The organism is Cylindrospermopsis sp. CR12, assembly GCF_001432185.1.
Lineage (GTDB): Bacteria > Cyanobacteriota > Cyanobacteriia > Cyanobacteriales > Nostocaceae > Raphidiopsis > Raphidiopsis raciborskii.
In genome coordinates this window covers 66,834-80,180 of record NZ_LMVE01000126.1, presented here as the reverse complement: position 1 = coordinate 80,180, position 13,347 = coordinate 66,834, and the positions used below count along the sequence as shown (strand labels likewise).

Here is a 13,347-nt window from a genome sequence, read left to right as displayed (position 1 = left end):
CACCTCCCTGGAGAAAGATGCAAATCCATCATAGAAGCAGTTGAAATGAACATATCTTCTCCGCTGTTTTCTTTCAACCTATGACATTATCCCTGGACGAACTCAAAAACTTAGTGGAAAATTCCCAGTCTCCATCCGTATCCCTATACATGCCAACTCAAAAAGCTGGGGCAGAGACTCGTCAAAACCCTATTCGCTTTAAAAATTTAATTCGCCAAGCCCAACAAGATTTAGAAGCGTTAGGTATCAGACACACAGAAGTTTTAGATTTGCTGAAACCGGCTATAGAATTAGATACAATTGATTTTTGGGAACACCAAAATCAAGGACTGGTAATTTTTATTAGTCCCAACTTGTTTCGCTACTATTGTTTACCCAGTGAATTTCCTGAATTAGTTGTTGTCAATAGAGAATTTCATCTGAAACCTCTACTGCATTTTATTAATAACGATGGTAAGTTCTATATTTTAGGTCTGAGTCAAAAAGATGTGAAATTATTTGTTGGCACGGGACATAGTTTACAGGAGTTAGTAGTAGAAAATATGCCCCACCGTTTAGAAGAAATTCTCCTGGAAGACGAATTACAAAAAGGTGTACAACACAGAGTGGGTATACCCAGAGGGGGAGCATCAGCAGCTGAACACCCAGGATCAGTTCATGGACAAGGTAGTCCAGATCGAGAAAAACACGAAAGAGATATTTTACAATTTTGTTATGCCATAGATCAGGCTTTACACCATAGACTAAGAGATGAGAAAGCACCTTTAATTCTAGCAGGAGTAGAGTATCTTTTTCCTATTTATCAAGCAGCAAATAGTTATCCTTACTTATTAACAGAAAGCATTAGTGGTAATGTGGAAATTATCAACTTGGATAAATTACATGAGGCGGGGTGGCAAATAGTTTCTCCCCTATTTCAACAAGATACAATAGCTACCTTAGAACTGTACGAGCAATTAGCGGGAGAAGGTAGTAATATGGCTACCAGTGATGTGAAAGAGATTGTCAGTGCGGCCTATTTTCGCAGGGTAAATTCCCTATTAGTTTCTATAGATGATCAAAACTGGGGAAAATTCCATCCTGAAAACATGAGTGTGGATTTACACACAAAACGAGAGGTAGATGATCAGGATATGTTGGATTTTGCTGCCATACACACTATGTTAAACGGTGGCAATGTTTATACCTTAAAGGGTAAGGACATGCCTAGAGGAACAAAAATAGCAGCAATCTTTAGATATTAGAGTATATTAGGATCGGGTGAATCCGTGGTGTATTATGCCAACTACACAAGATCCTGATAGTTATTATGCTACCCCTCACCGACGAGGAAAACATAAAATCTTTATTGGTATGGCTCCCGGTGTGGGTAAAACTTATAAAATGCTGGAGGAAGCACATCAACTCAAACAAGAGGGGATTGATGTCATTATTGGCATTTTAGAAACTCATGGACGCAAAGAGACTGCTCAAAAAGCCACTGGACTGGAAATGATTCCTAAAAAGGTCATGGTCAAGGAGAACATAACTCTTACAGAAATGGATACAGATGCCATATTGGATCGCTCTCCCCAGTTAGTTTTAATTGATGAACTGGCCCATACTAACATCCCCGGATCTCCACGGGAAAAACGATATCAGGATGTGGAGGTAATTTTAGAGAGTGGAATTGATGTTTACTCCACGGTTAATATTCAGCACATAGAAAGTTTAAATGACATAGTGGCGAGAATTACTGGTATTGTGGTCAGAGAAAGGATTCCAGATCGCCTGCTTGATGAAGCTGATGCGGTTGTGGTGATTGATATTACTCCAGAAACTTTGGAGGAACGATTGCGTGAAGGGAAAATTTACCCCCGGACTCAAGTTGAGCAGTCTTTGAAAAATTTTTTCCAGCGTCGCAATTTGATAGCTCTACGAGAGTTGTCTTTGCGGGAAGTAGCGGATACGGTTGAAGAAGAAGCAAACACTTCTAGTCTGGAACCATCTAGTTGTAATATTCATGAACGGGTCCTAGTTTGTGTTTCTACTTATTCTAATTCACTACAGTTACTCCGTCGAGGTGCCCGCATTGCTAATTACATGAATGCAAAACTATATGGGATTTTTGTGTCAGATCCGGAGCAATTCCTCAGTAAGAAAGAAGCTGGTCATATTGATACTTGTGAGAAATTATGTAGGGAATTTGGGGGTGAATTTTTGCATGTCAAAAGTCAAAATGTTGCTCGAGAAATTGCTCGAATCGCGGCTAAGTATCACATTACCCAAATTGTCATTGGTGAAAGCCAACAACCTCGCTGGCAAAGATGGTTTAAAGGCTCTTTTACCCAGCGACTTGTAGACTTGATTCGCAATCAAAATATTGATTTACATATTATTGCTGAATAGAGAATGGAACAACCTTCTAATTTATTACTAAAACTTGCCCATCGTTTATTTGATAACCCTGATGAAGAGGCAAAATTTATAGCAGCTTTAGTTCATCCCCAACCCTTTTCACCTTCTATCCTTTGGTGTCAAAATCCTCCAGAAACACCGCCATTCACCACGGAGACACCAACATCATGGCAACCCAAATTTGTAGATCGTCTACAAGTGGGGGAAAGACCTGGTCAACATGCTCTCCATCAAGCAGGAGCTTTTTACTGTTTAGACTTTTCTTCTATATTTGCAGCATCTGTATTATTAACTATAAAGCAACCTATTCCTTTAGTATTAGATGTATGTGCCGCACCTGGAGGTAAAAGTATCTTTGCGTGGAAAGCATTACAACCGGATTTAATTTTTAGTAACGAATTAATTGGTAAACGACTAGGAATGCTAATATCTAATTTAAAGCGTTGTCAAATTCAACCTGGTTGCGTACTTAATCGAGATACTAGCGTTTTAGCTCAAATGCTGAAACAATCTATGAGTTTAGTTATAGTTGATGCACCTTGTAGCGGTCAGTCCTTACTAGCAAAGAGAGAGAAAGCTCCCGGATGTTTTCACCAGACAGTAATTAATAAAAATGCCAATCGTCAGAAACGAATTATTGCTAATTCCGCTGGGATTGTTGCTCCCCAAGGTTATTTAGTTTATATGACTTGCACCTACTCTCCAGAAGAAAATGAACAAGTTTGTACATGGTTTCTAGAGCGATTTCCCCAATTTAAACCTGTAGAAGTTAGTCCTCTTTCTCCCTACAGGTCTAATTTAACCACTATTCCCTGTTATCGAATGTTTCCCCAGGAGGGTTTGGGTGCTGGTGCATTTACAGTGCTATTTAAAAACATAACTGAGGGAAATCCAGCACAACTTGTTGGAGATGAAATCCTATCCGCAAGTGTGTGGTACTAGCAACTATCTGATGGATCGCATCGCATAATTTTTTATAATTTTTCAGTAACTATTCCGGGTGGGAGATGAAAAATGAGAAGAGCTAAATAACAACTTAATGTAAGAAACATTTTGGTGCTAAACCTATGACTCAACAAACACTGCAAATCTATTCCTTGTATCGCTTTGACTTTACTCAGCGGGATGATTTACATCTTGTCGATGTAGATTATCCGGAGAGATCAAGATAAGATACAATTGCTACCGAATGCCTCAAACACTGATAATCACCTAGGTTAAATGTACTCGATACTGCCACACTCACGGAGACGTTCACCTTAACGTCTCTGTGTTTGATTGTTTATTTTTCCTAAAATTGTACAATAAACATGGCGATCGCACGGATCCCCATGCGATCGCCTGTATTATAGAATTACTGGTATTTTATCAAACTTATTCTCTTCGACAATATTACGGAATAAATCTCCATCAATGGTTTCTTCCACCATCAGCATTTCAACTAAGCGGTCCATAGTCATACGATTTTCCTGCAACAGTTCTTTTACTTTGGCATAACAGTTACTAACAATGTCTCTGACTTGAACATCAATTTTGGCAGCAATTTGCTCAGAATAATCTGATTTCATTCCCCAGTCTCTCCCCAAAAACACTTCTTGACTGGGGGTCTCGAGAGATAACAAACCGAGATCGGACATACCAAATCGGGTCACCATTTGTCTAGCCATAGTTGTCACCTGTTGTAAGTCATTACCTGCACCAGTAGTTACTTCCGCTTTGCCAAAGACAATTTCTTCAGCAGCACGCCCCCCTAAAGCTCCCATAATGCGAGCTAACATTTGAGAGCGAGATACTAAACCCTGGTCTTCATTAGGTGTAAACCAAGTTAGACCCAAAGCTTGACCCCTTGGTATCAAAGTAACCTTTTGTACAGGATCATGATCTTTAACTAAAGTGCCAATCAAGGCATGACCCACTTCATGGTAGGCAATTAAACGTTTACTTTTGCCATCAACTAAAGCTGTACCTTCCATACCAGCTACAACCCGATCCACAGCATCATTAATTTCCAGCATAGTAATTTCTTCCTTGCGCCGTCTAGCTGTCAAAATAGCTGCTTCATTGAGCAGATTAGCCAGGTCTGCACCAGTAAAACCGGGGGTGCGTTGGGCAATTTCCTCTAAGGAAATGGTGGGGTCTAATTTCTTATTTCGAGCATGGACTGCCAATATATCCAAACGTCCCTTTAGATCTGGCGCATCTACAATTACCTGTCTATCAAAACGACCAGGACGTAACAGGGCAGAATCCAACACATCGGGACGGTTCGTAGCAGCAATAATAATAATCCCATTATTGCCTTCAAAACCATCCATTTCCGTTAACAACTGATTTAGGGTTTGCTCTCTTTCATCATTACCACCACCAATACCTGCTCCTCTCTGTCTACCCACAGCATCAATCTCATCAATAAAGATAATACAGGGAGCATTTTCCTTAGCCTTTTTAAACAGGTCTCGCACCCGGGAAGCGCCCACACCCACAAACATTTCCACAAATTCCGAGCCAGAAATGCTGAAAAATGGCACAGATGCTTCCCCAGCAATGGCTTTTGCCAATAAGGTCTTACCAGTTCCCGGTGGTCCAACCAATAGTACACCCTTGGGAATTTTTGCCCCCACAGCAGTAAATTTTTCCGGTTGTTGTAAAAATGTCACTACTTCCTGTAGTTCTTCCTTAGCCTCAGTAATTCCAGCTACATCATCAAATTTCACCCCGGTTTTAGCCTCCATTTGAAACCGGGCCCGAGATCTGCCAAAATTCAATGCCTGGTTGGAACTACTAGCAGAACGTCGCAGCAATAACATAATCAAGGCTAACAGTGGCAAAATCCACATCAAGTTGATTAGTAAACCAATGGTTGCTCTGCTACTAGCTGTGGAAATCTCACCGAACTCAACTTTTTTCTCCTTGAGTTTACTGATTAACTCACTATTTTGATCTAACAGTCTCACTGATATGGGCGCTGTACCAGGTTTATGACTGACCAAATATACCTTAGCTATTTGTTCACCTTCATCAATTTCTACTCTTTTAACCTGGCCTGCTTTAGTTTTCTGTAGTAGCTGTCCATAAGATAAAGAATTACTACGCCCAATTTTTTGTGCCAAGACTGGACTACCCACAATTTCTGGTAGCATAATCATCGTGGCTACTAATACTCCAGTCCAAGCAAATCTTTTGGCTGGAACCTTTTTTAACCAGGGTTTTTCCAATGTTTTTCTACCAGTATTTGTCGTCATAGTATTTACCATTTAAAACCTACTCCAATCCATTCTCGGTGACCTGTTAACAACTGGGGACTTGACATTATTTATGGTGAAAGCTACCATAAACAACTGAGCCAAATCGGGGAATTTTGTCAACATTTACATGCGCATATGACCACCTTTATCAATACAGATTATGGTTATGGGAATCGAGAATTAAATCTGTACTCTCAAGATTATAGCTTGCTGACCGACCTTTATCAGCTAATAATCCGTTTACCTCAAGGTTATGTTTGTATTTACCGATAAACGCTGTTGAAAGCTGAATCTCATTTACAGCAAATCCAAATTGTAGAGACCTATTTATTAGATATCGTACCTTAAATTTATGAATATCGCATTATTTGGCACAAGTGCAGATCCACCCACAGCTGGACATCAAAAAATTATCAAATGGCTATCTGAAAATTATGATTGGGTAGCGGTTTGGGCTGCGGATAACCCTATTAAAGAACAGCAGACACCCTTGGGACATCGTGCTGCTATGTTGCAGTTGTTAATTTCTGATATTCAGCCCCCATTAGATAAATTAAATAATATTATATTAGCACAGGAATTGAGTAGTTGGCGCACCTTAGAAACCCTAGAAAAGGCAAAATTAAAATGGGGAAATGATGTGAAGTATACTTTAGTAATTGGTTCTGATTTAGTTAACCAATTACCCAGGTGGTATAGAATTAGTGACTTGCTACAACAAGTCCAATTATTGGTGATTCCTCGACCTGGATATATTATAGAAGACGCTAGTTTACATAAAATTAGACAATTAGGGGGAAAAATGGCGATCGCCAGTACTAAAGGTTTAGATGTGTCATCAACCAATTTTCGTCAACAAAAAAATCTACAAACTCTCACAGCTCCTGTAATTGCCTATATTAATCGTGAGAGGTTATACATTTAATGCTATTAAGTAATCAAACAACTTGTACAAATTCCATATCTCAAGGGAGTTTAGCGAATTTTAAGGTAGGTGTTGATAATGTGATTTTCTCCGTAGATACTGCCAGAAATCGTCTGTTGGTTTTATTGGTGATGCGACAACAAGAGCCATTTTTGAATTTCTGGAGTCTCCCTGGTACTTTGGTACGTCAGGGTGAATCCCTAGAGGATGCTGCTTACAGAATTATGGCAGAAAAAATTAGGGTAAGTAATTTATACTTAGATCAACTATACACCTTTGGCGGTCCACATAGAGATCCCAGGGAAAAAAGCAACAGTTATGGGGTACGTTACTTGTCAGTAAGTTATTTTGCCTTAGTGAGATTTGAAGAAGCAGAATTAATCACTAATAAAGTTGCTGGTACTGCGTGGCATCCCGTGAAAAACATACCAGAATTGGCATTTGATCACGATAAAATCATTAACTATGGGCACAAAAGACTGAAAAATAAATTAGAATATAGTCCGGTGGCGTTTGATGTATTACCAGAAACCTTTACCCTTAATGAGTTATATCAGTTATACACAACAGTTTTAGGAGACAACTTTTCTGATTATTCTAATTTTAGAGCCAGGTTGTTAAAACTCGGTTTCTTATTAGATACAGGAAGTAAGGTTTGTAGGGGAGCTGGTCGTCCTGCAAGTTTATATAAGTTTGATGCCCAAGCATTTGCACCATTTAAGGATAAACCATTAGTATTTATTTAGTATTGATTTAGATTTTTAACTACCAGGTTTATATTACTGAAATTACCACTATGAAAATAGCCATTGCCCAACTAAATCCCATCATTGGTGACCTAAAAGGAAATTGTCAAAAAATCCTAGAAACTGCATACCAAGCAAATGATGTACGTTTATTATTAACACCAGAACTTTCTCTATGTGGCTATCCACCAAGAGATTTACTCTTAAATCCTGGATTTGTGGAAGCCATGGATATGAGCTTACAAGAACTGGCTCAAAATTTACCACCTCATCTAGCAGTTTTGGTAGGAACTGTGGTTCGGAATGGAGAACATCACACCAGGGGGGGTAAAAATTTATTTAATAGTGTCGCTTGGTTAGAAAAGGGGAAAATTCAACAATATTTTCACAAAAGACTATTACCTACCTACGATGTTTTTGACGAGAAACGCTACTTTGAGCCTGGGTTAAACCCCAACTACTTTACATTAGATGGTGTTAACATTGGTGTAACTATATGTGAAGATTTATGGAATGATGAAGAATTTTGGGGCAAAAAGTGTTACGCGGTAAATCCCATTGCTGATTTATCGGTTGTGGGGGTAGATTTAATAGTCAACTTATCTGCTTCTCCTTATACAGTTGGTAAACAGAAAACCAGAGAAGCAATGTTAAAACATACCGCTGTAAACTTTCAGCAACCTATAATTTACACTAATCAAGTTGGTGGTAATGATGATTTAATATTTGATGGTTACAGTTTTGCTGTCAACTCCCAAGGTGAAATTCTATATCGAGGTCAGGGTTTTACTCCAGATTTTCTCATAGTAGAATTCAATCAACATACAAAAGAGGTGGAGTTGGCTTCCGACTCAGACCAAAATCTGATTACTCCTATCTATGAATCAGAGGATGAGGAAATTTGGCACGCTTTAGTTTTGGGGGTGAAGGATTATGTGAAAAAATGTCGGTTTTCTCAGGTGATTTTAGGTTTAAGTGGTGGTATAGATTCAGCCTTGGTTGCTGCTATTGCTACTGCTGCATTGGGCAAAGAAAATGTTTTAGGCGTGTTAATGCCTTCACCCTATAGTTCCCAACATTCTGTTAGCGATGCTCTCAAATTAGGGCAGAATTTAGGGATTAAAACCCAAATTTTGCCCATTGGTGAATTAATGAAAAGTTTTGACCATACCTTATTTGAATTATTTACAGGTACAGAATTTGGAATTGCTGAAGAAAATATTCAGTCTCGTATTCGAGGTGTTCTATTGATGGCAATATCCAATAAATTTGGTTACCTGCTTTTATCCACCGGTAATAAATCAGAAATTGCTGTTGGTTACTGCACCCTTTATGGTGATATGAATGGAGGTTTAGCAGTAATTGCGGACGTGCCAAAAACCCGCGTTTATTCTATTTGTAATTGGTTGAATGGTCAAAATCAACAAGAGGTCATTCCCCAAAACATTTTGACCAAGCCTCCTAGTGCAGAACTCAAGCCTGGTCAAACCGATCAAGACTCCTTACCACCATATAATATTCTGGATGATATTCTACAGCGTTTAATCAATCAACATCAATCAGTAGAGGAAATAATAGCTGGAGGTCATGATTTAGGGACTGTAAATCGGGTAATCAAGCTAGTTGCTGGATCGGAATTTAAGCGTCGACAAGCAGCACCGGGACTGAAAATTACCGATAGAGCTTTTGGTACGGGTTGGAGAATGCCCATTGCTGCACAAAAGGTTTAGGTCACTGCAAGTTCACACAAGCATAAAATTTATGAACTAATTAATAAACTGTTACACCAGAACAATATTGCTAGGGTGATTGACCACATACTAGTTTAACATAATGGTCTTAGGGGTAAATCTCTGGGTATTCTTGACAAACTCACCCCTAGTACAGAGGTCATGATTTTAGATAACTTTGCGCGACAGTTACGCCAAGAAGCACAACGTTGGCGCGATGAAGGAATTATCAGTTCTTCCCAATATGAACAAATTGCTGATCGTCATCAATTCAAAAAAATAGAAGGATCTGCTAAAGAAAGTTCTGGGTTGATAGCTATTGCTTTTGGTGGTTTATTGCTGATTTTGGGTATAGTTATTTTCCTAGCAGCAAATTGGCAAACCTGGTCTAGGGAAGTGAAATTTATCCTGTTAATGAGTCTATTTTTATCCACTGCTATTACTGGATTTTTCACTTGGAGAGAACCAACCCTAAGTCGGGAAAAAAAGGGAGAAGATAAAAAATCTAAACCTGGTAAACGCTTTTTAGGGGAAGGTTTACTAGTAATGAGTAGCCTAATCTTAGGAGCAACATTAGTGTTGATGGCAGAAATATTTAATATTAGTGGTTCACCCACACAGTTGTTTTTAGCCTGGGGTTTTGGTGTTTTGATCATGGCCTATAGCCTTTGTATTAATTCCTTAGGAATTTTGGCTATTTTGCTATTACAAATTGGCTATTGGTTGGGACTTGGAGAATTTTCTGTAACTGATGGCAATTTCACTGGTGGTGATTTAAATTGGGCCCAATTAGCTGTTCGACATACCCCTTTAATTTCCTGGGTATTGTTTGTTCCATTAGCTTATATTTGCCGTTCACGGATAATTTTTATCCTAGCAGCGATCGCCTTTACGTTTTCCCTGCAATATAATCTTCAACCTTTACCACTATTAACTTCTTCAGATGTTTTTCCGTGGGTAGCTTCTTTTGCTTTAGCATTACCACCCGCCCTATTTTGGAGTTATGATGATTTATTGTTTCCCACGGTCAACTACAGGTTATTTCAGGGAATAGCTCGCCATTTTGCCCTAGGTTGTTTTGCTGTGGTATTTTACCTTTTATCCTTTCGTTGGCAATGGCAATCCTTGGACTTTGGTAATTCCTCTAGTTCCTTCAATAATTTCTCCACTGGGTTTCAATCCTTATCTATTATTGATTTAGGAATTATTGGTGGTTTGGTATTTATTCAATGGTTATTCCTCTTCCGTCATCGGAATAATCCTAACCGTCGGGAAGCATTTTTCAATTTAACTGTCATTGGCATTTTTCTAGGTTTCATTGTGATCATTCCCTTTTGGCATCAGGGTATTGGTCGAATTCCAGAATTGGGAATTTTCATTTTTAATTCTCTGTTGTTTACTTTATCCTGGGGACTAATTCAAGAAGGATTAAAGTTGAGTAGCAGAATTGCTTTTTGGTGTGGCATGATGTTATTAATTTTGCAAATTATTAGTCGGATCTTAGAGTATGACACTGACTTATTATTTAGATCCTTAGTATTCGTAATCTGTGGATCTGGTTTGATTTCTGCTGGTCTTTGGTTTGAAGGGAGATTACAGGAACGCACAGTGAAAAAATAGTCAATTCAACTAACTTACCATGACAAATAACACACCGGAAAAAAATAATACCTCGACTCCAGAAAAGGAGTTTTCTGAAAAGCTGACTTTTCGTGATTATTTAATTGCTACGGAAGAAAAAGCTCATCAACCTCTACCATTTTGGAGATTGGTTGCTCCTCTCTTGGTACAAGTGGGTTTGATTTTAGGGGTTCCCAGTCAAGCAGTTTATACAGAAATGGCTGGTAAGTTGGTGATTTTACAAACCTTACCCACTGATGTTTCTAACCTATTAGAAGGGTCTGCTTTGTCTTTTGATTATAATATCTCTCGTCCCCAAACTTTGAGAAGATTACCCGGTTGGAGAGACTGGGTAAGACAAAATTCTCGGAGAAATGGCAGAATTATCCAAGGTAGTACTTTATATGTGATTTTGCAGGAGCAACGGTCATTAAACCGTCAATTTAATAGTCCATTTAATGATAGATTCACTAGCGATCGCTCTAATGATGGTAACCTTAATTCTAGGGTTAATTCTGCTGTTCCTGTAGCTTGGAAACCCGTGAGTATTAGTTCCGATCTTCCTATGTATTTATCCAATAATCAGGTAGCTTTAAAGGGTAATTATCAAAATGGGTCAATTAATTACGGGTTAGAAAATTACTATGTTTCTCAAGCACAAAGAGAACAAATCGATTATGACTTATTCCAAGCACAGCAAAATCAACGTGCTAGGAGAAGACCAATACTTGTGAGAGTCAAGGTTGATTCTCAAGGTAATGCTACTCCTACCAGTATGTGGATAGGCGATCGCAATTATAATTTTTAAGGTTAAAGGATTCCCTGTGGGAATCCTTTTTTCTAATCAATGTTAAAGTTAAAAGGGAGACGAGCATAAATTCCCTGTGGGTCATTCATGATGCGAAAGATTGTTGTTTCCTTTCGTACTTTTTCTAATTCTGTTATGAGGGGATTAGTTTGACTTGTGTCCCGGTTGTGTATCCCTATTATTGCTTCTTCAAGTTTTTTGCCAAAAAAACGCTCTCCTAAAGTGGTTACTTCTGGATACTCTTCCACTTGCCAATCTTTACCTAATTTTGCTTTCTTCGCTGCATATTCAATGGCAATATTTAATCCGCCAATTTCATCCACTAACCCGATTTGTTTTGCTGTTGCACCCGACCAAACTCTCCCTTGTGCAATTTCTCCTACTTTTGTTTCGGGAAGTTTTCTACCCTGCACAACCTTATTGATAAACATATTATAAATTCGGTTGACACTGCGTTGATAAATTGCCAGTTCCTGTGGTGATTTGGGACGGGAAACAGTTTGACTATCCGCAAATTCGCTAGTTTTTACCGTGTCCCAAGTAATACCATTATTATTGGCCAATTTTTGACCGTTTAATAACACACCAAATACACCTATTGAACCTGTAAGAGTGCCAGGTTCGGCAAAAATATGATCGGAATTACTGGCAATCCAATACCCCCCTGATGCTGCTACATCACCCATGGAAACAATTACGGGTTTGACTTGTTTGGTTAATTGAATTTCTCGTTCTATAATTTCTGAAGCTGTTGCACTCCCTCCAGGACTATTAATTCTCAAAACTACGGATTTAATGTCTTGATCTTGGCGAATTTTGCGCAGGACTTTAGCATAGCGATCGCCTCCTATTTGGGAACTTTCTCCCTCACCATCTACTATCTCTCCCTCTGCATAAACTACAGCAATTTTATTTTGTGAATTCTGCTGTTCTTTAATTTCACTAGCTTGGAGGTAATCACCGATTCCTATTTGCCTGAAGCTCTTACCATCATTATCACTAGTGCCTATTGTTTTTAAATTAGCTACCACTTGGTCTGTATAAGCTACTTCATCTATCAGACCATTATTTTTTGCATCTTTTGCTTCTAATACACCTTGGTTATTAGCAATTTCCTGTAGTATTTCCGGGGAAATTTTACGGCTTTTTCCTACGGAATTACCCCACTCTCCCCACAGATCATCTAATAACTGTTGGGTTTGCTCTCTGTTTTCTGGACTCAGTTTATCTAGTACCAGGGGTTCAACTGCTCCCTTAAATTTCCCCACTCGTACCACTTGCACTCCAATCCCATATTTTTGCAATGCTCCTGTGAGGAATATTGGTTGTGAACTTAATCCATTAATTTCCATCATTCCCACAGGGTTAAGGAAAATCTTATCTGCTACGGAACTTAGATAATATTCCCGCTCACTCCAACCCACACCATAAGCAATTATTTTTTTTCCTGATGCGCGGAATTTTTCCAGAGCTTGGCGAATTTCTCTTAAGGAAGCATAACCCAAACTACTAACCTTGCTAGATTCACTAACATTTATGTAAATTCCTACAATCCTTTGGTCTTCTGCTGCTTGCTCCAATGCTCCTATTAGTTGACGTAGGGTAATTTGTTCTTCCCCCGCTCCGGTGAGAGTTTTTTCTAAAACCTCTGTATAGCTAGGTTGGGTTTCCGTAATTTTTACGGATAAGTCAAACACTAACATGGATTGATCTTTAACTTGTGGTTCCGTGCTTTGAGAGCTAGTAGCAGCAATTACCAAGAACAACAAGCCTAAAAAACTAACACCAGAGAAAATACTTAGTCCTAATAAGCTGCCAATTAAACTGGCAAGAGTTTGTTTAATAAAGTTATTCATTCGATTTTGTTAGATTTCAG

At 38.8% G+C, this 13,347-nt stretch carries 10 protein-coding genes; 8 read left to right on the top strand and 2 right to left on the bottom strand.

What is annotated here, in order from left to right:
- Positions 1-80: 80 nt before the first annotated feature.
- Genes ASL19_RS14475 through ASL19_RS14465 form a run of 3 tightly spaced genes read left to right on the top strand, consistent with a single transcriptional unit; the run spans position 81 to position 3,339 of the window.
- Positions 81-1,244 carry a hypothetical protein gene (locus ASL19_RS14475; protein ID WP_057178873.1) on the top strand — a complete coding sequence of 388 codons (1,164 nt, stop codon included), beginning with the start codon at positions 81-83 and terminating at the stop codon, positions 1,242-1,244.
- Positions 1,245-1,278: 34 nt separating this feature from the next.
- The gene (locus tag ASL19_RS14470) at positions 1,279-2,388 is read left to right on the top strand and encodes a sensor protein KdpD (protein WP_057178872.1); all 1,110 of its coding nucleotides are present in this window, start codon (positions 1,279-1,281) and stop codon (positions 2,386-2,388) included.
- A gap of 3 nt (positions 2,389-2,391) precedes the next feature.
- Positions 2,392-3,339 (top strand): RsmB/NOP family class I SAM-dependent RNA methyltransferase, encoded by a 948-nt coding sequence (locus tag ASL19_RS14465; protein WP_057178871.1) that lies wholly within the window; start codon positions 2,392-2,394, stop codon positions 3,337-3,339.
- A 404-nt stretch (positions 3,340-3,743) separates the two neighbouring features.
- Here the strand turns inward: ASL19_RS14465 and ftsH are convergent, their stop codons facing one another.
- Complete coding sequence (gene ftsH / locus ASL19_RS14460) at positions 3,744-5,651, bottom strand: ATP-dependent zinc metalloprotease FtsH (RefSeq protein ID WP_057178870.1); 1,908 nt, start codon at positions 5,649-5,651, stop codon at positions 3,744-3,746.
- A 343-nt stretch (positions 5,652-5,994) separates the two neighbouring features.
- On the opposite strand from ftsH, the gene ASL19_RS14455 reads away from it, so the two are divergent.
- From ASL19_RS14455 to ASL19_RS14435, 5 genes are all read left to right on the top strand, one after another.
- Entirely contained in the window at positions 5,995-6,567 is a 573-nt protein-coding gene (locus ASL19_RS14455) for a nicotinate-nucleotide adenylyltransferase (RefSeq protein WP_057178869.1), read from the top strand.
- Entirely contained in the window at positions 6,567-7,313 is a 747-nt protein-coding gene (locus ASL19_RS14450) for an NUDIX domain-containing protein (protein ID WP_057178868.1), read from the top strand. The genes ASL19_RS14455 and ASL19_RS14450 overlap by 1 nt, the downstream gene beginning before the upstream one ends.
- A 50-nt stretch (positions 7,314-7,363) precedes the next feature.
- A complete protein-coding gene (locus ASL19_RS14445; protein ID WP_057178867.1) occupies positions 7,364-9,043 on the top strand; it encodes an NAD+ synthase in 1,680 nt (559 codons plus the stop codon).
- A gap of 162 nt (positions 9,044-9,205) precedes the next feature.
- Positions 9,206-10,663, top strand: coding sequence for a DUF2157 domain-containing protein (locus tag ASL19_RS14440; protein WP_057178866.1), 1,458 nt, complete (start codon positions 9,206-9,208; stop codon positions 10,661-10,663).
- Positions 10,664-10,682: 19 nt separating this feature from the next.
- Positions 10,683-11,471 carry a GDYXXLXY domain-containing protein gene (locus ASL19_RS14435; RefSeq protein WP_057178865.1) on the top strand — a complete coding sequence of 263 codons (789 nt, stop codon included), beginning with the start codon at positions 10,683-10,685 and terminating at the stop codon, positions 11,469-11,471.
- Between the two features lie 32 nt (positions 11,472-11,503).
- Here ASL19_RS14435 and sppA read toward each other — a convergent pair whose 3' ends face one another.
- Entirely contained in the window at positions 11,504-13,327 is a 1,824-nt protein-coding gene (gene sppA, locus ASL19_RS14430; RefSeq protein ID WP_057178864.1) for a signal peptide peptidase SppA, read from the bottom strand.
- Between the last annotated feature and the right edge of the window lie 20 nt (positions 13,328-13,347).

What these genes read in the sequence shown, in the direction of transcription:
- ASL19_RS14465 (WP_057178871.1), top strand. Translation starts at nt 2,392, where the DNA reads ATGGAACAACCTTCTAATTTATTACTAAAACTTGCCCATCGTTTATTT.
- ASL19_RS14470 (WP_057178872.1), top strand. Translation starts at nt 1,279, where the DNA reads ATGCCAACTACACAAGATCCTGATAGTTATTATGCTACCCCTCACCGA.
- ASL19_RS14455 (WP_057178869.1), top strand. Translation starts at nt 5,995, where the DNA reads ATGAATATCGCATTATTTGGCACAAGTGCAGATCCACCCACAGCTGGA.
- ASL19_RS14475 (WP_057178873.1), top strand. Translation starts at nt 81, where the DNA reads ATGACATTATCCCTGGACGAACTCAAAAACTTAGTGGAAAATTCCCAG.
- ASL19_RS14450 (WP_057178868.1), top strand. Translation starts at nt 6,567, where the DNA reads ATGCTATTAAGTAATCAAACAACTTGTACAAATTCCATATCTCAAGGG.
- ASL19_RS14445 (WP_057178867.1), top strand. Translation starts at nt 7,364, where the DNA reads ATGAAAATAGCCATTGCCCAACTAAATCCCATCATTGGTGACCTAAAA.
- ftsH (WP_057178870.1), bottom strand. Translation starts at nt 5,651, where the DNA reads ATGGTAAATACTATGACGACAAATACTGGTAGAAAAACATTGGAAAAA.
- ASL19_RS14440 (WP_057178866.1), top strand. Translation starts at nt 9,206, where the DNA reads ATGATTTTAGATAACTTTGCGCGACAGTTACGCCAAGAAGCACAACGT.
- ASL19_RS14435 (WP_057178865.1), top strand. Translation starts at nt 10,683, where the DNA reads ATGACAAATAACACACCGGAAAAAAATAATACCTCGACTCCAGAAAAG.
- sppA (WP_057178864.1), bottom strand. Translation starts at nt 13,327, where the DNA reads ATGAATAACTTTATTAAACAAACTCTTGCCAGTTTAATTGGCAGCTTA.